This window comes from Barnesiella sp. An22 (assembly GCF_002159975.1).
GTDB lineage: Bacteria > Bacteroidota > Bacteroidia > Bacteroidales > Barnesiellaceae > Barnesiella > Barnesiella merdigallinarum.
On record NZ_NFJR01000022.1, the window covers coordinates 1 to 21,738 of the forward strand.

Genomic DNA, 21,738 nt, shown 5'->3' on the forward strand with positions numbered 1-21,738 from the left:
AGGGGCTCCGAAACGGAGCCGAAAATATAAAAAGATGAGTTCGATCGGAAAAATTACCGGGACAGTCTGCCGATTGACTCATAATGACGGAATTAAACGACTGTCCCTAACTAAAAAAGAATGTATTGACCGTAGCTATTGATCAATCGGAATTGGCCATTCCCCATTGGTGAAACGAATCGAGTTTTGTCAATACTCCACTACGAAAATTATAAATGCGATTGGCTATGTTTGGTCTCATCAGATACATGGAGCAATATACTCCATTCGGGGCGCAAAGGTACAAAAAGATTCGGTATCTGTAGCGATTTCCTCAAAAAAAACAGAAATATTTTTCTTCTATATATCTTTCTCTCATATACATACACGCTTTTTCCGTGGCTACAATCTACCCGGGAACACCCGCCGAACCACCCGGTCGAGGTACAATCTGTAAAACGGGTACAACTATCTGTAATTTGTCTATTTCGCATGCGCCATACCCGCACTACCTTTGCCATCGACCCCCTCAGGGGGGCACGATACGCAAGATAAAGAGAGACAGCACGGCATAGAAGGCTCGACCGAAAGGTTTTACGCCGGCCCGGCACGAGAAAAATTCAGGCAAAAAAGTGTGTTTTTCCCGGACCGATGCTCCTCGAAATAGAAAATCTTTGCGTATTTTCGTAGGTGATTTCCAGACAAGAAATCGTCATCACGACACACAGTATTTAATAGTAAAACAAACTTCTATGTTACGAAAAATCAGAATAGTCGCTGCAACTATCTGCTTCGCCCTCATCACTTTGCTGTTTCTCGACGTCACGGGCACGCTGCACCTGTGGTTCGGGTGGCTGGCCCGGATACAGTTTCTCCCGGCCGTGCTGGCGTTGAATGTGGGCGTCATCCTTCTGCTGGTGGTGCTTACCCTGCTCTTCGGGCGCATCTACTGCTCGGTCATCTGCCCCCTGGGTGTATTCCAGGACATCGTTTCGTGGCTGGCCGGCAAGCGCAAGAAACATCGGTTCCGCTATTCGCCGGCCCTTTCGTGGCTGCGCTACGGCGTGCTGATTATCTTTATCGCCGCCATAGTAGCGGGATTCACCGCCTGGGCCGCCCTCATCGCTCCATACAGCGCCTACGGCCGCATAGCCACCAACCTCTTTGCCCCGATATACCGGTGGGGCAACAACCTGCTTGCCCTCGTGGCCGAGCGCATGGACAGCTATGCCTTCTACTCGACCGAGGTCTGGCTCAAGAGCCTCCCCTCGCTCATCGTAGCCGCGGTCACCCTGGTAGTCATCGTCGTACTGGCCTGGCGCAACGGACGCACCTACTGCAACACCATCTGCCCGGTGGGCACCACGCTGGGGTTGCTGTCGCGGTTCTCGTTCTTCCGCCCCGCCATCGACACGACCAAATGCAACGGTTGCCAGTCGTGTGCCCGCAACTGCAAAGCCTCGTGCATCGATGCCAAAAATCATGCTATCGACTACAGCCGCTGCGTAGTGTGCATGGATTGTCTCAATCGTTGCACCCAACACGCCATTCACTACGTGCCCCGCACCCGACTGCCGAAAAACAAAAAGACGGCCGAAGCGAAAGCTCCCGCTCCCGAGGCAAAGGGGAACAACTCCCGCCGGGAGTTCCTGACCCTCACCGGCGTACTGGCCGGAAGTGCCCTGCTGAAAGCACAGGAGATGAAGGTCGATGGCGGTCTGGCTGCTATCGAAGAGAAAAAGATACCCAAACGGGCTACCCCCATCACCCCGCCGGGCTCGCTCAGCGCCTCGCATCTGGCCCAGCATTGCACCGCTTGCCAACTGTGCATCACCAATTGCCCCAACCAGGTACTGCGCCCCTCGGGCAACCTGATAACCTTCATGCAGCCCGAGATGTCGTATGAGCGCGGCTATTGCCGCCCCGAGTGCACCCGCTGCTCCGAGGTGTGCCCCACCGGCGCCATCCGCCCCATCACCGTAGCCGAGAAGTCGAGTATACAGATAGGGCATGCCGTTTGGGTGAAAGCCAACTGCATACCCCTGACCGACGGCGTGAGCTGCGGCAACTGCGCCCGCCACTGCCCCGTGGGGGCCATCCAGATGGTGGCCTCGGACCCCGCCGTGGCCGACTCGCCCAAGATTCCGGTCGTCAACACCGAGCGTTGCATCGGCTGCGGTACCTGCGAGAACCTCTGCCCGGCCCGCCCCTTCAGCGCCATCTATGTCGAAGGCCACAAACAACACCGCATCATCTAACCCTTCAAAAAAAACGAGGAGACAATGGAAAACAAATCGAACAAAAACATAAATCGCCGCAACTTTCTGAAAGTGGTAGGCGGCACGGCCCTCGCTTCGGCCGCCGTACTGCCCGGCTGTAAAAACCGGCAGGAGGCAGCCCACACGGCCACCACCGAAGTCCCCACCGACCAGATGACCTACCGCACCAACCCCAAGACACAAGACCGGGTATCGCTGCTCGGCTACGGCATGATGCGGTTGCCCAGCATCCCTTCGCCCGACGGCACCAGCAGCACCATCGACCAGGAGGCAGTCAACGAACTGGTCGACTATGCCATCGCCCACGGCGTGAACTACTTCGACACCTCCCCCGTCTACATGCAGGGCGGGTCGGAAAAGGCGACCGGTATCGCCCTCAAGCGTTACCCGCGCGACAAATATTTCGTGGCCACCAAGTTGTCGAACTTCTCCAACTACACCCGCGAGAACTCCATCACCATGTATCGCAAGTCGTTCGAGAATCTGCAGGTCGATACCATCGACTACTACCTGCTCCACTCCATCGGCAACGGCGGCATCGAGACCTTCCGGGCCCGTTACATCGAGAACGGCATGCTCGACTACCTCGTCGAGGAGCGCAAGGCCGGCCGCATCCGCAACCTGGGATTCTCGTTCCACGGTACCCAGGCTGTCTTCGACGAGGTGCTGGCCATGCACGAGACCGTGCACTGGGACTTCGTGCAGATACAGCTCAACTACGTCGACTGGCGCCACGCCTCGGGCAATAACGTCAATGCCGAATATCTCTATGCCGAGCTGGAAAAACGACACATCCCCGCCATCATCATGGAGCCCCTGTTGGGCGGCCGCCTGTCCAACGTACCCGACCACATTGCCGCCACCCTCAAGCAACAGGCTCCCGAGTCGAGCGTGGCCTCGTGGGCATTCCGTTTTGCCGGCTCTCACGCCGATGTGCTCACCGTGCTCAGCGGCATGACCTACATGGAACACTTGCAGGACAACCTGCGCACCTATTCGCCTCTCGACACCCTCACCGAGGCCGATCTGGAATTCCTCGAAGAGACGGCACAACTGATGCTGCGCTACCCCACCATCCCCTGCAACGACTGCAAGTATTGCATGCCCTGCCCCTACGGGCTCGACATACCGGCTATTCTGCTCCACTACAACAAGTGCATCAACGAGGGCAACGTGCCGGCCTCGTCGCAAGACGAAAATTACCGCAAAGCGCGCCGCGCTTTCCTCATCGGTTACGACCGCAGCGTACCCAAGTTGCGCCAGGCCAACCACTGCATCGGATGTGGGCAGTGCGTATCTCATTGTCCGCAAAGCATCAACATACCCAAGGAACTGCACCGAATCGACCGCTTTGTCGAGGAACTGAAACAAGGTAAAGAATTTTAAACTCGCTTATGGAATACCGCACATTAGGACGTACCGGCATACGGGTAAGTGCCATAGCCCTCGGCTGTGAGGGCTTTATCAACAAAAGCGCTCAAGAGGTGAAGGCCGACTTCGACTTTGCCATCGACCGGGGCATCAACTTTGTCGACATCTACTCGTCGAACCCCGACCTGCGCGACCACATCGGGCAGGCACTGGAGGGCCGCCGCGACCGCTTCGTCATACAGGGACACTTGTGCACCACCTGGGAGAACGACCAGTACCTGCGCACCCGCGACCCGAAGAAGACCATCGAGTCGTTCGACTCCCTGCTCAAGCAGCTGCGCACCGACCATGTCGATGTGGGCATGATTCACTACGTCGATGCCGAGAAGGATTTTCACACGGTCTTCGACCACGAGATTATCGAGATTGCCCAACGGCTGAAGGCCGAGGGCAAGATACGCCACATAGGCATGAGCAGCCACAACCCGCTCGTGGCCAGCATGGCGGTAAAGACGGGCCTCATCGACGTGCTGCTCTTCTCGATAAACCCCTGCTACGACCTGCTCCCGCCCAACGAAGATGTAGATGTACTCTTCGATCAGCAGAGCTACGCCGGGGCCCTGCACAACATCGACCCGGCCCGTGAGCAGCTCTATGCCTTGTGCGAACGCGAAGGGGTAGCTATCGACGTGATGAAGGTCTTCGGCGGCGGCGACCTGCTCGACCAGGAAAACTCGCCCTTCGGTTGTGCCTTCACCCCCGTACAGGCCATCGACTACGCCCTTACCCGCCCCGCCGTGGCTGCCGTCATGCTGGGATGCAAGACTCAGGACGAGATGGCTGCCGCCATTGCCTGGTGCCAGGCATCGCCCGAAGAGCGCGACTACACCGCGGTGATGACCCATCTCGACCGGTTCTCGTGGCGCGGACACTGCATGTATTGCGGCCACTGTGCCCCCTGCACGTCGAAAATAGACATTGCCGCCGTGAACAAATTCTACAACTTGACTGTTGCACAAGGTGAGATTCCCGAAACCGTACGGGAACACTACAAGGCGCTCGAGCACCATGCCTCGGAGTGCATTGCCTGCGGCGCTTGCGAAACGCGCTGCCCCTTTGGCGTGCAGATTGTCGAGTCGATGCAACGGGCCGCTCAACGATTTGGCTACTGACACAGTCTCGCAAAGACAAAAAAACGAACATGAAAGAGAAAGAAGAGAGTCCCTGCAAGGTACCCTCTGGTGCCGCGCTGTGAAAACGCGCCAGGTATCGCCGGGCTCATCTCACCCGAATAAACAATTTGTAAAACAATCAAGAAGATTTGTATAAACGAATGAGGACAAAACTTTTACCCCTGTTTCTATGCTTTGCCGGAATCGCTTCGGCACAAACCGACTCGCTGTCTAACTCCTACCTGGCCATGGCCGGAAAACCCTCCGACCCGATTCACATCGGCGAAGTGGTGGTGACCGGTACCCGCAACGAGACCGACGTACGGCATCTGCCCCTCACCGTCTCGGTCATCGACCGTCAGGAAATCGAGCAGAGCATGCAACCCTCGGTACTGCCCATACTCACACAGCAGGTGCCCGGGCTCTTCATCACCTCACGGGGTATCATGGGCTACGGCGTATCCAACGGTGCTGCCGGCGGCATAGCCCTGCGTGGCTTGAGCGGCGGCTCGGGCCGTATGATGGTACTTATCGACGGACACCCGCAATATGCCGGTATCTTCGGGCACCCCATCTCCGACGCCTACCAGTCGTTCCTGGCCGAGCGCGTGGAGGTGCTGCGCGGCCCGGCCTCGGTGCTCTACGGTTCGAACGCCATGGGCGGGGTAATCAACATCGTCACCCGCCAGTTGCACGAAGAGGGGGTAAAGACCAACGTCAACCTGGGATACGGCTCGTTCAACACCCTGCAGAGCGAAGTGACCAACCGCATCCGAAAGGGTCGGTTCACGAGCCTCATCAGCGGCTCGTACAACCGCACCGACGGCCACCGCTCCGATATGGGTTTCGAACAGTATGGCGGCTATGCCAAACTGGGTTATCGGGTTACCGACAACTGGAACCTGCGCGGCGACGTAAACGTGACCCACTTCAACGCCTCCTATCCGGGCCCGGTGAGCGCCCCGCTACTCGACGGCGACCAGAGCATCACCCGCGGCATGACCTCTTTTGCCGTGGAAAACAAATACGAGAAAACCTCGGGTGCCGCCAGCTTCTTCTACAACTGGGGCAACCACTGGATTAACGACGGTTATACACCCTCGAAAGGAGAGACCCCGCAAGAGAGCCGATTCCTCTCGTTCGACAACATGATGGGCCTGTCGCTCTACCAGAGCACGCAGTTCTTCCCGGGCAACCGCATCACCGTGGGCTTCGACTGGTTCCGCTACGGCGGCCATGCCTGGAACAAGTTTGTGAGCGGCGAGAAGGCGGGCACGACGAGCGACCTGGTCGACAAGCACGAAGACGAATTGGCCGGTTACGTCGACTTCCGCCAGGACCTGGGCAGCTGGCTCACCCTCGATGCCGGTGTGCGCGTAGACCACCATTCGCGAGTAGGAACCGAGTGGATACCGCAAGCCGGACTCTCGTTCCACCTGCCCCGCACCATCGAGCTGAAGGCCTCGGCCTCGAAGGGATTCCGCTATCCCATTCTGCGCGAGATGTACATGTTCCCACCCCAAAACCCCGACCTGAAGCCCGAGTCGATGTGGAGTTACGAACTGGCCTGGGCCCAACACCTGCTCGACAATAGCCTCACCTACGGCATCAACCTCTTCTACATCGACGGCAAAAACCTCATCGTCACCCTGCCCAACCCCAACGGCACTGGCATGCTGAACCAGAACACCGGCAAGATTGAGAACTGTGGCGTGGAGGGCGAGATAGCCTACCGCATCGACCCGCACTGGTCGGTCGAGGCCAATTACAGCTACCTGCACATGGAGAATCCCGTCGTGGGTGCTCCCGAACACAAACTTTACGCTGGAGCCCAATACACCCACAAGCGGTGGACCGTATCGACCGGCGTGCAATACATCGACAACCTCTACACGACGGTAGGCGACAACCCTCAGACCGAGGAGTTCGTCTTGTGGAACCTCAACGCCTCGTTCCGCGTGAACCGCTGGCTCGACGTGTGGGCCCGGGGCGAGAACCTGCTGGCCCAGCGCTACGAAATCAATGCCGGCTACCCCATGCCACGGGCTACGGTCATGGCCGGTGTGAATCTGAACTTCTAAACCCTAAACAATACAGCCTATGCAATCCAAATTCATCTCGATGGCCTTGTGGGCATTTCTCCCGGTCATGGCCGGCATCAGTTGCAGCACACAGGCTCAGAATCAGGAGCAACAGCCCTCCCAGGGAGAGCAACAGGTTGCTCGCGTGTACATGTTCAAAGAGATCTCTTCGGAGAATCTGGTCAAAATCTACGAAGCCCTGGGCCGCGAAGCTACCGGCAAAGTGGCCGTAAAACTCTCGACCGGCGAACCGGGCGGGCACAACTTCCTGCAACCTTCTCTCATTCAACCGCTTGTGCAAAAGGTAAACGGTACCATTGTCGAGTGTAATACCGCCTATGGCGGCGGACGGGCCGACACCGAAAGCCACCTGAAGGCAGCTGCCGACCACGGCTTCACAGCTATCGCTCCGGTCGACATCATGGATGCCGAGGGTGAGGTTGCACTGCCCGTGCAGGGAGGCAAACACCTGAAGGAGAACTATGTGGGGGCTCACTACCCGCAATACGACTTCACCATCATCCTCTCGCACTTCAAGGGGCATGCCATGGGCGGATTCGGCGGAGCCATCAAAAACATGTCGATAGGTATCGCCTCGTCGGGCGGAAAGGCCTGGATACACTCGGCCGGGAAGACCAAAAGTAACCCTTGGAGCAACCTGCCTGCCCAGGACGATTTTCTGGAGTCGATGGCCGAAGCGGCCAAATCGGTAGCCGACCACTGCGGCGACAAAATTCTCTACATCAGCGTAGCCAACAACCTCTCGGTCGACTGCGACTGCGACGCTTCGCCCGAAGCGCCCCGGATGGGCGACATCGGCATACTGGCCTCGCTCGACCCCGTGGCCCTCGACAAAGCCTGCACCGACCTGGTGCGTGCCTCGAGCGACCCCGGCAAGGTGCACCTGATCGAGCGCATCGACTCGCGCCACGGCATGCACACCCTCGAGTATGGCGAGCAGATAGGACTGGGCACCCAGAGCTACGAACTGATCACCCTCGACTGACGGGCCACTGCTGCACATCGATATAAACAGAAAATCCCGACTCACGAATGAGCCGGGATTTCTTGTATCATCGGGCCTGCACTGAGGCCCTGTTGCGGTTACTCGACAATCGTGGGCGTAGTCTTGCCGTAGCCGCAATAGCCATAGTAAGGACTGGCAGGTTCGTAGCTTTCGTCTACGAGACCGGTAGCATCGTCGATATACTGCACATTCGTCGGGTAGGTACAATGCTCGATTTTAGAGCCGGCACCGTCGTTGAACTGACCGATGAAGCCCGAGATGCCCGACCTTGCGAAACCACGCATGCGCATAATCACATTCTCGGCACTGCAATTGGTAAATGCCACACCGCGACCACCAACCACTTGACCTACCAAACCACCAGCCTGATAACCGGTTATCGTCACATCGTCGACCGAGCAATTCTTCAACCAGGTATTGCCGCCTCCTACACCAATCCAACCGATAAGACCGCCTACATTCTGGGTCTGCAAACCGTCGGAGGCCTTGATGCGCACGTGACGAGCCTGTACGTTCTCGATATTTACCACCGTACTGTAATTGGCTCCGGTGTATCCGATACAACCGGCAAAGTAGGCATACTCTTTGCTGTGGTCTACGGGGTTACCGTCGGTATCGACATCGACCTCACTGTTGGCCAAACCGTTGATGGTGATGTTTTCGAAGGTCAGGTTCTTCATCACACCCTCGAATTTACCCCATACGCCGGTGTAGGCATGATAGGTAAAAAGCACAAAGGGGCCCAACTTGTATTCATACACGGCGCCAAACTGTCCGTTCATGGAGAAGTTGCGCAGCACGTGGCCCTGACCGTCGACGGTATAGGTGTTCTCTCCGGTGGTATAGATGGGTTTCCAGTCCACACCGCTCATGTCTATATCGTTCTCGATGTAGATAACGGTAGATATTATCTTTTCCTTGCCGTCGGCATCGGTATAGGTCTCGGTAACCATCTCCGTGATATGGTCGGGCAGCCAGGCAAACTCTTCACGCGTATAGATGTGATAGGTTCTCACGGCCTGACCGCCATTACGAGTCTCTTCATAAGCCGGTTCTACCGGGGTAATGCCCGAGGCACTCCACCACTCCTCACCGTCGATCCACTCGTTTACAAAGCCCTCCTCGATATCGATAGTCATGCTTCCGCCCACAGTGAGCAGGTTACCCAGAATCGTCGTCAGGTAGTTGCGCTGTATGGGTATGTTGGTGGTAAAGTCTTTGGTAAGAATCGACTCCGTACCCTGCAACCAATCTACACTGAAGTGAATGGCCTGTTGCACATCATTGGCAATCAGGTAGTCGACAAACAGCGTACGGTTGTTGGCCGTGGCGTCGTAGCCCCCTTCGTAGAACTTATCGCCCGAGGCATCCTGCGGCAAGGTGGCGGTATAGACCACCGACGCGTCGGCATCGGCACCGCCCGAAGCCTCGCCCGTCACGGCATTCAGCTCGACAAACCGAGTGCAATCGTGATACGAAACCTTGAAGTTGTCGGGCATCTTGGCACCACTCAAAGCCCAGTCGGTAGTCACTACCCGCAGCTTGGCAAACGGACGTTTCAGCGTCATCGTCTCACCGAAGGTCTGCGACACGGCCACATTCTTGGCCAGGAAGTAGGCATCACGGCTCTCGTCATTCAACTGGGCATCCACACTATCCTGTATGGCAATGCGGGTAAAATCGGCCGTATTGTAGTGCAAGTCGGCCGTCTCGCCCTGGCGCACAAAGTCGGCCCAGGCTACAAACTTGTAGGTATTGTTGGGCGTCAGTCTGAAGTTGAAGATAACCGGTCCGTAATTGTCGACGGTCTGGGTCTGCGGCTCGACAAGCAGCGTAGAACCGTCTTCGGAGTAAACGGCTACCTGATAACGCAAGTCATACTGACTCCAGTCTACATTCACCAATCCCCCTTGACCACTGTTAGTCCCCGGTACGGCACGCGTAATCTGTAAAGCTTCGGGAGCCTCAAAGCGAAGCGTTATCTCATCGCCGTTGGGGTTCAATCCCGGCTCATCCATCACTTCGGAACAGCTGGTTGCCAGTCCCAGCAACACCATTCCCATTAAATAATGATACTTTCTCATAACAGAACTATTAAAATTATAATATAACTAAACTGTCTTTTCTATTCCAATCAAATCAATCGGGTATGACCACCACAAACTCATCGTCGAAATCGTCGTCGATACCTATATTGCCGCTACCTATCTTCTTGGTCAGGAACGGTCCCCGCAACACCGTCTCGTGGTTGCGGTAGAGCGGTATATCTACATTCTGATAGTGGTTTATCTCCTCGCCATCCGTGTTATAGATAAATATATCGACAAGCACATGATCTTCGCGACCGTCGTTGGCCAACACATAGTCATAGGCCAGCAGCACTTCACCGCCGCTGGGTTCGTCGGGCGGCATCATCTCCATCGTACGCGACTCTATAAAGGCATTCAACATACCACTCTCGACATTGTATCCTACCCCTACATATTGTTTATATACGACTCGCACCAACAGGTTGTTGACCGAAGCCCGACTGCGTTTTTTCGAAAACTCGTTCCAGTCGGTCGCCCACAGATGGAACCGGGCCGAAGGACGCTTCATGTAGACCGGCACCAGCGGCTCTCCCGAGGGGGTTGCCGTCGCCGTACTGCCCGGCGTAGAGACCGAAATCTCTTCGCCATATCGCCCTACGGTTACCGAGAAGTCGCAACTACCCGCTGCCGCATTCTTATGGTGATTGACCATTGGCGTGTGGTCTATATTCTCTCTCACGGTATTCAACTGCTGGGTATCGAAATGCCATTCACTCACCCGGACTTCGGGGGCATAATCGGCCCACGACAATACCCGGTAGTAGCCCTGAGGCAACTGGAAAGCCAGCGTATCTTGCGGAGGCTGAGCCAACCGGTCGACCGAAAATTCCCGCCGATCGACCAGGATACCCTTATCGACCGAGGCTCCGGCCGACGGCAGCTTGTAGAGTTCGACTATAAAGCGGACACACAGACGTTCGTCGGGGACGTAGGGCATTGCCGACACATGCGGAAGCTCCTGCACGGTGCTGTTTCCCTCTTCGTCGTAAATCATACTTTTATAATAGAAGGGAGGCATGCGATCGGCATTCAACTCAACCATCACCAATACCTCGTTTGTGCGGGGATACTCGTGTATGGTCTCATCGCAGGCTGTAACCCCCAGCGACAAGAGACATATAAGTATTGCTATATAAGACAGATTCCTTTTCATAGAACTCTTACCCTCCTATTTCTTGCGGGGGAAAGCCCACTTGTACGACAAACTGATTCCGGCCCGGGTTACTCCCCAGTAAAAATCGGAACCCGAACGGAACAGTTGCCCGTCCTTCCGATTCTGATATACATCGTAGTCATACTCGGCAAACCCGACACCGATATTGAACTCGACACCCCACTGCTTCTGCTTGCCCCACGAGAGGGCATATCCATAACTGAGACCCATGCCCCACAACGCATGGTTGGGGTCTTGGTAGCGACCCTTGTCGTTGACGGCGACATTGAACCCGACCACATGGGTATGCAACCCGATGAAATGGCCCTGCATCACCTGGCCCGGCCACCAGCGCAGCTCGGGCTGGGTAGCCAGTAAACGCAATTTGCGCGTGGGGGTAATGTCGTAGGGCGAGTACCATACCGGTATATCGAGTGTGCCGTGCGGCCACAACTCCACCTCTACCCCGGCGTTGGCCGTGGCGGCTGCCAGAAAGAGCAGGTTGGTCTTCACGGCCAGGTGCCACTTGCGGGGCTCGGCCACCGATACGGGATTTACCGCCGCCGGCTGTACGGGCCGGGGAGCCGGTATGCCGTCGCAGAGCGGCAACAGCTGGGGCTCGGCCGGCAGGTCGCGAGGCTGTTCGTAACAGACAATGGCCATGCGGGCATTGCGGAAGGGCGGGAAGACATCGCGAATGATCCGATGCCACGTATACCCCTTGTCGAGAGCCATGATTTTCCGCTTGCGCCGCTCGTTGTCGGGCTCGGTACGCAAGATTTTCATCACCTCCTCCTTGTGGGGTATCTGTGCCCCGTTCTCGAGGGCAACCTCAAACGAATACCAGTCTTCCCACAGATTCACCACCTCCATCTGGTCGCGCGGGAACCCTGCCTCCTCGGCCAGATAGCGGGCCAATGCCTGCGAACGGTATTCGCCCAACCGGTAGTTCCAGGCCTTGGGTCCCTCGGGCGACGCACTACCGCCTATCCATACGCAGGCAATACGCACGGCCGGGTCGACCTGTATCCGGTGCAGCACCTGCACGATGCTGTCGAGCTGGCGATTGGGCACCAGGTCGTATTTGTTGACCCGAAAGACAACCGGGATAATCGATGTATTGTGGGAATAATAGACCGAGTCAATCTCGCTCTGAGGCAAGAATACAACATAATCGGGATAGGTAGCTCGGGGGAAAGCGGTCTCCCGAGCCTCTTGCGCATGAAGCAGTCCTATCGTCAATGCGCCCAATATGGATAACAGCACCCCCCTTTTCATAATTGATTAGTTATCGTTGCATATCCCCCTTTTCCATGTTCTTATGGTATAACCGCTGTCGGAATATTTTAGTTTTTGGACATATTTAAATATGTAGATTACAAAAGTAGTATAATATTATTAAATATGCAAAATAAACCAAGAAAATCTATCCATCCTTTTTGGTTCTATTACAATCCCTGCCTTTCAATCCTAAAAAAGGCTGTGCCCAAACCGAAAAATTTGGACACAGCCCTTTGAATAAGAACTATGAATCTAACTGATAATCACCTCAGAACATCAGCTTCATACCGGCAAAATAACTGCGGGGCATCGAAGGACCGTAGATGTAGCCCGAGTCGCGCTCCTTACCCTGGTCGAAATCGCGCTGATAGGCGTTGAAGATATTCTGCACACCGGCGTTGACCTGCAACGTGATGGCCTTGTAGAGCGAGAAGTCATACGACACCTTGGCCGTCATGTCGAAGAAGTCGGGGGTAGTCACCGCCACATCTTTGGCTATGTAGCCCTTCATGTGCTGTACCAGCATGGAACCCGTGTAGGTTCCCGAGAGGGCAATGTTCAACGGCTTCACCGGGGTGTAGGTGGCGGTGAAGTAGCCATACCAGTCGGGGGTGCGGAAGATACGACGCTCGGCAGGCACCGACTTGTCGTCGCTCCACTGCTCGGGCTGGGTATAGTGGCTCCGCTGCCAGGTGACACCGGCCTGCAGCTGCACGAGCGAGAGATAGGCCACCTTGCCCTCGACGGTCACACCGGCCACCTCGGCCCCCTTGCCGTTGCGGCGCTCCTTCACCTTAGCGTTGTGGGTCTGGTCGAACCCAATCTCCTCGAGCACAAACACATGGTTGAGCCGGGTGTAGAACCCCTCGAGCAACAGGTTGCACTGGAAGGCTCCGAAGCGGCGGTACATGTCGGCCGAGAGGCTCACGCTGTGCGACTTCTCCTCCTTCAGGTTGGCCGCCTGCTGGATGATAGTCCCCTCGCCCCCTACGGCAGCCACGTGCAGGTCCTCGTCGTAGGTTTGCGGAGCCCGGAAACCCGACGAATAGCTGGCCCGCAGGTTGACGTTGGGCGTGGGGTTGAAACGCACATTGGCCCGGGGACTGAAGATAACGTGATCGATAAGGTTGTGCTTGTCGAGCCGTCCGCCCACGAGGAAACTCCAGCGGTCGTTCTTCCACTCGTTCTGCAGGAAGGCACTCTCGATATGCACCTCCTGACGGGTGGTGCGGTTGTAGCCCTTCATCTCGTCGCGCAGCTTGTCGTAGTTATACTCGATACCGGCAGTCAGGTCGGCCGGCATGAAGAGACAGCGGTCGAAACTGTAGATATACTGTCCACCGGCCACCACCGTCAGGTCGTTGGTCTCGCCATAGGCATCGAGGTTCTGCTTCGTGCCGTAATAGCTGTCGCGGTCGATATGCTGGGCCGAAGCGTAGAGATTGATACGGTGTTTCTCGTTGGGAGTAAAGAGGCTGTAGCTGAGTCCTCCCCCGTTGATCGAGTGGTTCAACTGCTCGGCAATATCGGCCTCGTGGGGCGGACGGTTCAACAGGTTACCACCCCGGCGATACTCGTTGATGTGGTGATACTCCAGCGTAAGCTTGGAGTAGTTGCTGGTCTTCAGGTAAGAGCGGAATCCCAGCGTCTGCCCCTTCAGCTCGGGCAACTCGGTGAAGCTGTCGCCGTCGTGGTCGTAACCGGCACGCTGCCGGTTTTGCCCGAAGACATAGAGCCCCGCCTTGTTGTCGTCGGTCACGAGTGAGGCGTTGAGCGACGTGTTGTTCTCGAACTTGCCGCTACCTCCTATCGAGGTAATCGTGTGTGCCAGTGAACCGCTGTTGCGCAACGGCTCTCGGGTAATGATGTTGATGGTACCCGCAATGGCCGACGACCCAAAGAGAGCCGAACCGCCGCCCCGCATCACCTCGACCCGCTCGATCATGTTGGCCGGAATCTGCTCCAGACCATACACGCCCGACAGGGCACTGAAGATGGGACGCGAGTCCATGAGTATCTGTGTGTAGGGACCGTCGAGCCCGTTGATGCGCACCTGCTGGAAGCCGCAGTTCTGGCAATCGTTCTCGACCCGCACACCCGGCTGAAAGTTGAGCCCTTGGGCCAACGTGCCGGAGTTGGTATTCTCGAAGGTCTTTATGTTCAGCACATTGACCAGCGTAGGGGCCAGTTGCCGCGTAGTCTCGCTGCGGTTGGCCGAAACCACCACGCCGTCGAGTGCCACGTCACTCGGCTCGATTTCGAAATCGATCTCCAGCGTCACACCCTTTTTCAGCGACACCTTCCGCCGGCCCGTCTCATAACCTACCGACGAGGCCTCGAGCACGAAATCGCCCTCGGGCAAATTCTTCAGAAAGTAGTGACCCGAACCGTCGGTCATCGTCCCCACGGTGGTCCCCTTCAACGAAATCGTGATGTAGGGCAGGTGTTCCCGCGTATGCTTGTCGAGCACATGGCCCACAATGTTTATATCCAATGTTTTCTGAGTTGCCGTTTCGGCACGACTCACGCCGATATGCCACAGGCATATCACGCATAAAATAATGTATTTCTTCATTTTTTTCGATTCTGAATAGTTAAGACTCATCCATCCCCCACTCGCCAAGAGCAGGAGTAAACCTTCTGTTTCCTCTTATTTTACAGAATCGAAACGGGCGGAGCACGCAACCCGTGAGCCCCCCACTGCCTGAGTGTGCGTACGAAGCGGGTAGCCGGATAGAGCAACCGGCACGAAAAGGCAAACAGCACAGCCGAAAGCAGCACCCCCACCGACGGCTCGGCCGTAGTGAGATGCGACAAAGCGTGTATGAGTTGAAACTCGGTAGTGGTGTGGCCGTGATGGGCCTTGGGATTGTAGGGGTGCGAGTGCACGATGGTCACCCCGTTTACCACGTGCGTGTGGGTAAACAGCGAAATGCAACCTATATATGAAATGAACAATACAGGTAGAAAGTATTTCGCTATGGAACGGAGCAGCCTGTTCATAATCTTTCGATTATTAAAGACGCAAAGGTAGGGCTTTTTATCTTACAATCCAATACGACAGGCAGAAAGAGGTCCATATTTACCTACAATCAGGTATCTCACTCCCCCACGGCTTCGGGCAAGGCGACAAAGGTGTAACCCCTCTTCTGCAAGGTGCGGATGAGCCGCTCGAGATAACGGTCGTAGAACTTGTCGGTGCGACGCTCGTCGGTCCCCAGGTGGAAGAGCAGGATATGGCCGTTGAGCCCCTCGCGCTTCTCGACCTCCATCACCCGGTTGTAGATGGCCCGACTGCTGCGGTAATTGGTCATGTCGGGGGTGGTATAGTCGGCATTGGTCCAGGTTCCGGGGGTGAAGTTAACGATGCGCAGCCCCATGCCCCGCGCCCAGGCGGCGATGGTCTCGTTGTAGTATTCGTAGGGCGGCACGAAAATGCGCGTCTGTGACGGGTCGATACCGGCCCGGCTCATGCGGCCGTAGATGGCCTGCATGTCGCTCTCGAACTGCTGCCGGTCTACCAGCGTAGAGTCGCGGCGCTCCCAGGCACAGTAGAGCAGATGCCCGTCGCTGTGTGCCCCCACGTAGTGGCCGGCCTTCATGAGTTGCTCGATGGTTTGGGGAAATCGTTCGTAAAACTCGCCCGTGAAGAAGAACGAGCCTTTCACGCCGCACTGCTGCAAGGTCTCGAGGATACGCCGGGCGCCGTCGTTCTTGTCGGCCGCCGTGAAGACGAGCGAAATCTGCCGCTTCGAACGGTCGGTGCGCACAATGCCGCCACAGGCATACTCGTTGCGGTCGGGCCCTGCGGCCTCGGCTCCCTCCTGCTGCAACGACGAGAGCAGATAGCTGAGGCTGGCCGTGCCGTCCATCGTGGGCTCGTTGGTCGAATAGTCCTGCATGTCGTCGTGATAGACAATCCCGGCCAACTGGAACAGGGCGTAAGGGTCTTCGCGCGAGAGACGAACCCCTCGCAGGTTGTTGAATATCGAAGCATAGACCGGCCCGTCGACCAGTCCGCCCACGGTCGTACCTGCCCCCAACGCTATGAGCGGCGTGTGAGGGTCTATGGGATAGTCGCCCCACAAGGGCAACTCGGTAATCATGCTCGTGCCCCAGGGGTTACAGCCAAAGAGCCAGTCGATGAGAGCTGCCTCCATCTCGCGATAACGGTCGTCGCCCGTCAACTCACGATAGAGCCGGCACTGGGTAGCCACGGCCACCGTCAGGTTGTTGGAGCACCAGATGGCCGGCACCCCGTTGAGGAAAGGATTCCCCTCGGCCCGCTCTCGCACCCGCTCCAGGCCGCTGCGCAGGTTGCGGGTAAACTCGCGGCTCACGCGGCTGTCGTCCACCCCGGCCAGGTGATAATGGCCCAGGTTGATAAAGGGATACCACTGATAGTGGCGGGCACTGTCGGCCCCCATCCAGGGGGTTACCGGTTCGAATCGGCCATACTCGACCGCCTCGTTCAGAAACTGCGGCTCGCCGGTCGAGAGGTAGAGTTGAGCAGCAGCCAGCTCCATATCGTCGGTCCAATTACACTCTTCGTAAATATAGGGCGAAACCACCGATGCCGTTTGGCACACACCAGGATGCTCCACACCGTGACGATAGGCGTCGCGGGCCTTGGCCAGCAGCGTATCGGCCATCGCGGGATAGAAGTCGGCCAGCACCCGGGCCCCCAGCGCAAAACACGAGGCATACTTGCCGGCCGTACTGGCCACGCCGGTGGTGGCGTTGGTAAACTCGCCCCGCACCTGGGGCTCGCCCGAACAGTAGTAGACGGGACGTCCCAGCCCCTTGCCCCAACCGTAATCTATCTCGTCCTGCGAAGGCAGTTTGAACCCTTTGTGGTCTCGGTCGTCGGCTATCTGGTTATACATCTCGCCTTTCGACGGATTCATGCGGTTGAGCCAGTCGAGCCCCCATTTGATTTCGTCGACGATGTCGGGGATACCGTTGGTCCCGGGCAGGCCGTTGGCATCGTAGGCATCGCCATACGCTCCGGGGTTCTTCAGGTAGGCAAACATCATCTGATAGGTGGCGTTGGCCGAGGTGGTCACGTACTGCAACTGGTCGCTCGCATCGTGCCAGCCGCCCCGCACGTCGATGTGTTGGCCACTGCGGGTGGGGTGATAGACGATATAGCCGTCGTGGGTGTGACAGCTGTCGCGCTCGAAGGGATTGAAGCCGCAGCGTTGCTGACGCATGTAGCGCAGGATGAAGTCGGCCGTGCCGTCGTACACCCGATTGCCGATAACAAAGCGAGGCGAGAGGGCATCGCCGGCCCTCAGCCGATAGGTACCGGGCCGATTGCAGGCGGTGAAGTCGAGCCGATACATGCGTTGCATCCGGCCCCACAGGCCCGCAGCCCGAGGGGTGTCGAAACGCATCACCTCCTGACCGGTACAATCGTCGACCAGCGCATACGACTCGAGGTCGATGGCCTCGTCGCTCATATAGACGGCCACCTTGGGCGAAGCGGGCAGATAGCCCAACTGGTTCACCCGTATCCACTCGCCGCCCCAGACGGCCGTACCGAGAGAGAGCGCTCCCGCCACGAGAGCCCCGACAATCTTTTTCATGTCTTTATGCTTTTACTGGTTTCTTAATCAACAGCAACAGCCCGATGAAGGTAAACAGGGCATTCATAATCAACAGTTCGTAGCTGAACGAATAACCGCCGAACCAGGCCTGCGAATTGCGGTCGAGAATGAAGCAGAGCACCGGCGAGGCGATGGCCACCAGCGGGATATAACGGTCGCGCACCTGTGCCTTCACAAAGATACCGAAGGCAAAGAGTCCCAGAATGGGCCCGTAGGTATAGCTGGCCAACGTATAGACGGCGTCGATGACACTCGTGTTGTTCAACAGGTTGAAGATGAAGATAACCACACCCATCACCACGGCCATGCCGATATGTACCCGTTTACGCAAGTGCACCACCTGCTCTTCGCTCTTCCCCTTCACGCCCAGAATATCGACCGTAAACGAGGTGGTAAGCGCCGTCAGGGCCGACCCCGCAGCCGAATAGGCCGACGAAATGAGACCCACGACAAACAGAATACCCACAATCAACGGGAAGTAGCCTTGCGTGGCAATCAGCGGGAAGAGTTCGTCGCTCTTCTGCGGAACGGCTATCCCCTCGGTAGCGGCATAGACATAGAGCAGCACGCCCAGCATCAGGAAGAGGGCATTCACAAAGAACTGCGCAATGCCGCTCGTAATCATGTTTTTCTGCGAATCCTTGGAGTTTTTGCAACTCAGGTTGCGCTGCATCATATCCTGGTCGAGTCCGTTCATGGCAATCATCGTAAAGACACCGGCCAGGAACTGCTTGAAGAAATAGCGTTTGTCGTTCACATCGTCGAAGAAGAACATCTGCGACATCTCCGACCCGCGTATCGTCTGCCACATTCCACCCAGGTCGAGGTGCAGGTCGCTGGCGATATAGTAGATGCAGAGTATCACCGAAACGATGAGACACACCGTCTTGAGCGTATCGGTCCAGATGAGCGACTTCACTCCGCCCCTGAAGGTGTAGAGCCACACCAGCCCTACGGTGAAAATCACATTCAGGATAAAGGGCAGATGTAGCGGCTCGAAGACCAGCATCTGCAACACCACACACACCAGAAAGAGGCGCACGGCAGCGCCCAACATCTTCGAAATAAAGAAAAACCAGGCCCCCGTGCGATACGACGAGAGGCCAAACCGGTTCTCGAGATACTCATAAATCGAAACCAGATTCATGCGGTAGAACAGCGGCACCAGCACGTAGGCGATGAGCAACTGCCCCACGATGAACCCCAGCACCATCTGCAAATACGAGAATCCGCTGGCGGCCACCATACCGGGCACCGAGATGAAGGTCACCCCCGAAATCATGGAACCAATCATGGCAAAGGCCACCACATACCAGGGCGACTTGCGATTGCCCACGAAAAAACCTTGATTGTCGGCCCGGTGACCTACCACATACGAAATGCCGAACAAGACGATAAAATAAGCGAAAATGGTGATTAAGACAACTACGGGTGTCATGTGTTTCAGCTATTTAAGTTTACGGTTATTACTCTTCATACAACAGATAAGGACGGCGTTGCTCCCTGAACTTCTCCACATCGTCGTGCCACATGGCCTTGATTTTGTCGGCCGACTTGCCCTCCTCGATCATTCGGCGCACATAATCCACACCGATTAGCTTCTCGAAGAAGGAGCGGAAGAAGTGGTCGCCCAGATTGAGGTTGCGATAGGCATCGATCACATACTCGAGATTCAGCCCCTTGGCCCAAATCTCCTCGTCGGTAAGCCCCGTCAGGTCCACGCCATAGCACTTCTTGTTCAGTTGCGGCGGATTCTTGGCACCCGGTACGCTGCGCGGCGTAAACGAAAAGTCATACCCCTTCATGTTGGGGTGACCATACACCTGGAAAGGCCAGTCGGTACCACGCCCCAGACTCACCGGCGTAGCCTCGAAATAGCAGGTCGAGGGATAGAGATAGACGGCACGCATATTCGGCAGATTGGGCGACGGAGGCACCGGCAGCACATAGTGCGTCTGGTGCGTGTAGTTCAGGCAAGGAACCACCGTGAGGTCGCACACCCGGTCCTCGGGCAGCCAATGCTCACCGTTCACCATGCGAGCCAACTCGCCCAGCGTCAGGCCATGCACCACAGGGATAGGCAACCACCCCACCCCCGACTTGTACTTCATGTCGAGGATAGGTCCATCGATATAGTGCCCGTTCGGATTGGGCCGGTCGAGCACAATTACCGGGCGGCCAAACTCGGCACAAGCATCCATCAACTTCACCATCGAAATATAATAAGTATAGAAGCGAAGCCCCACATCCTGAATATCGACCAGCAGCACATCAAACGAGTGCATCGACTCGTCCGACGGTCGGCCCGACTTGCCATCGTACAGCGAACTGATTTTTATTCCCGTCTTGGGATCGACCGATCCCGCCACATGTTCACCCGCATCGGCATCGCCGCGGAAACCATGCTCCGGCGAAAATATCGTCACCACATTCACACCGTCGGCCACCAACATATCCACCAGATGGCGGTCGCCCACCATCCCCGTGTGGTTCGAAAAGACAGCTACCCGCTGCCCCTTCAACGCCGGATAATACTCGCCCGTACGCTCGGCCCCCACCACTACGCGGCTATCCTTGGCCCGGCATACCATCAGTGCAAAACAAAATAACAACAGAAACAGAAATCTCTTTCTCATGGTATCTATATGCTCAAAATAAATAATTCACAATTTATTTGTAAATGTAAACATATTTTCAGAGTAAGACAACCGCGATAAATATATTTAATAGATTTTATCAACTATACAGAAAGTACAATTGCCATGCCCCACATGAAGAAAGATAGAAGAGTCGCAAAACTCCGCCTTTATCGGGCAGGGAACGGGCAAGCCAGAGATGGATAGAGGACGAGGAGTGTCTGAGCCTGTGGCGAGTTCCGCAGCCCCCGACGATGGCGCAGCCTGCGACCAACTCGGCCCGATAACAGCGGCGGCGCTTCTTTTGTGTCACCCCGCACTCGATGCGGGGTCCAGGAAAGAGAATCTTACGAGTAAACTTGCCGGTATTCCCTGGATCCCGCATCGGAGTGCGGGATGACCAGATGACCGTGTCGGGGGCGATGACTAAAACGCGTAGCCCAGTCCGGCCTATGGGAGAAAGCGGAAAGAAAAATGGCGGAGAGGGACGAACATGGGAAAAAGATGTTTGAGCCGAGGCGAATCAGTCGAAGGGCCCGGAGCAGTAAAGCCTGTGGAATAACGGTGTGGAGCGAGCTCGGCGAGTTCTTTTTCCCCGGACCTCGCAGCCATTTTTCAGCTTTCGGACATCAGCCGGGAGCTTTCTTTTGGCTTTCCCTTTTCTTTTGCGGGAAAAGAAAAGGGAGATTCTGGATGCACGGGCCGTGCGTCCCTACTGGCCCGGACGGTACTGCCGGCTGTTTTCTTTGGGTATAAACAGCGGGTATATCCTGGATGCCGCGTCGAGAACCGTGTCACCCCGCACAGCGATGCTGGGTCCAGGAAAAAGAATCTTACGAGTAAACTTGCCGGTATTCTCTGGATCCCGCGTCGGAGCGCGGGATGACCGAGTGGGCGCATCGGGGGTGCGGGATGACTCGGCATGCCCTCCGGGGGATTGGGGAGGACATAAAAAAAAGAGCCGGAAGGTTGTCTTCTTCTGACTTCCTTCCGGCTCATCTTTTAAGGTGGCGGCTACCTACTCTCCCACTTGCGCAGTACCATCGGCGTGACGGGGCTT

The 21,738-nt window shown here is 56.5% G+C and carries 13 protein-coding genes; 5 read left to right on the forward strand and 8 right to left on the reverse strand.

Annotated elements, in window-relative coordinates:
• Nucleotides 1-731 precede the first annotated feature (731 nt).
• From B5F38_RS13400 to B5F38_RS13420, 5 genes are all read left to right on the forward strand, one after another.
• Entirely contained in the window at nt 732-2,237 is a 1,506-nt protein-coding gene (locus B5F38_RS13400) for a 4Fe-4S binding protein (protein WP_087409637.1), read from the forward strand.
• Between the two features lie 24 nt (nt 2,238-2,261).
• Nucleotides 2,262-3,644: an aldo/keto reductase gene (locus B5F38_RS13405; protein WP_087409638.1), complete on the forward strand. Its 1,383-nt coding sequence runs from the start codon at nt 2,262-2,264 to the stop codon at nt 3,642-3,644.
• Nucleotides 3,645-3,652: 8 nt separating this feature from the next.
• Nucleotides 3,653-4,801, forward strand: a complete 1,149-nt coding sequence (locus tag B5F38_RS13410; protein WP_087409639.1) for an aldo/keto reductase — start codon at nt 3,653-3,655, stop codon at nt 4,799-4,801.
• A 248-nt stretch (nt 4,802-5,049) separates the two neighbouring features.
• Nucleotides 5,050-6,882, forward strand: coding sequence for a TonB-dependent receptor (locus tag B5F38_RS13415; protein ID WP_241147871.1), 1,833 nt, complete (start codon nt 5,050-5,052; stop codon nt 6,880-6,882).
• A 19-nt stretch (nt 6,883-6,901) separates the two neighbouring features.
• Nucleotides 6,902-7,888, forward strand: a complete 987-nt coding sequence (locus B5F38_RS13420; protein ID WP_087409641.1) for a DUF362 domain-containing protein — start codon at nt 6,902-6,904, stop codon at nt 7,886-7,888.
• Between the two features lie 98 nt (nt 7,889-7,986).
• Here B5F38_RS13420 and B5F38_RS13425 read toward each other — a convergent pair whose 3' ends face one another.
• From B5F38_RS13425 to B5F38_RS13460, 8 genes are all read right to left on the reverse strand, one after another.
• Entirely contained in the window at nt 7,987-9,993 is a 2,007-nt protein-coding gene (locus tag B5F38_RS13425; protein WP_143240989.1) for a DUF6562 domain-containing protein, read from the reverse strand.
• Between the two features lie 55 nt (nt 9,994-10,048).
• Nucleotides 10,049-11,152 (reverse strand): DUF6562 domain-containing protein, encoded by a 1,104-nt coding sequence (locus B5F38_RS13430; protein WP_143240990.1) that lies wholly within the window; start codon nt 11,150-11,152, stop codon nt 10,049-10,051.
• A 15-nt stretch (nt 11,153-11,167) separates the two neighbouring features.
• On the reverse strand, nt 11,168-12,430 hold the full coding sequence (locus tag B5F38_RS13435) for a DUF3575 domain-containing protein (RefSeq protein WP_087409644.1): 1,263 nt from the start codon (nt 12,428-12,430) through the stop codon (nt 11,168-11,170).
• A gap of 271 nt (nt 12,431-12,701) precedes the next feature.
• Nucleotides 12,702-15,008, reverse strand: a complete 2,307-nt coding sequence (locus tag B5F38_RS13440; protein ID WP_087409645.1) for a TonB-dependent receptor — start codon at nt 15,006-15,008, stop codon at nt 12,702-12,704.
• 80 nt (nt 15,009-15,088) lie between these two features.
• Nucleotides 15,089-15,436: a hypothetical protein gene (locus tag B5F38_RS14535; protein WP_241147870.1), complete on the reverse strand. Its 348-nt coding sequence runs from the start codon at nt 15,434-15,436 to the stop codon at nt 15,089-15,091.
• Nucleotides 15,437-15,534: 98 nt separating this feature from the next.
• Nucleotides 15,535-18,021, reverse strand: a complete 2,487-nt coding sequence (locus tag B5F38_RS13450; RefSeq protein WP_087409646.1) for a glycoside hydrolase family 9 protein — start codon at nt 18,019-18,021, stop codon at nt 15,535-15,537.
• Nucleotides 18,022-18,025: 4 nt separating this feature from the next.
• Entirely contained in the window at nt 18,026-19,480 is a 1,455-nt protein-coding gene (locus B5F38_RS13455; RefSeq protein ID WP_087409647.1) for a sodium:solute symporter, read from the reverse strand.
• A gap of 28 nt (nt 19,481-19,508) precedes the next feature.
• A complete protein-coding gene (locus B5F38_RS13460) occupies nt 19,509-20,678 on the reverse strand; it encodes a DUF1343 domain-containing protein (RefSeq protein WP_087409648.1) in 1,170 nt (389 codons plus the stop codon).
• Between the last annotated feature and the right edge of the window lie 1,060 nt (nt 20,679-21,738).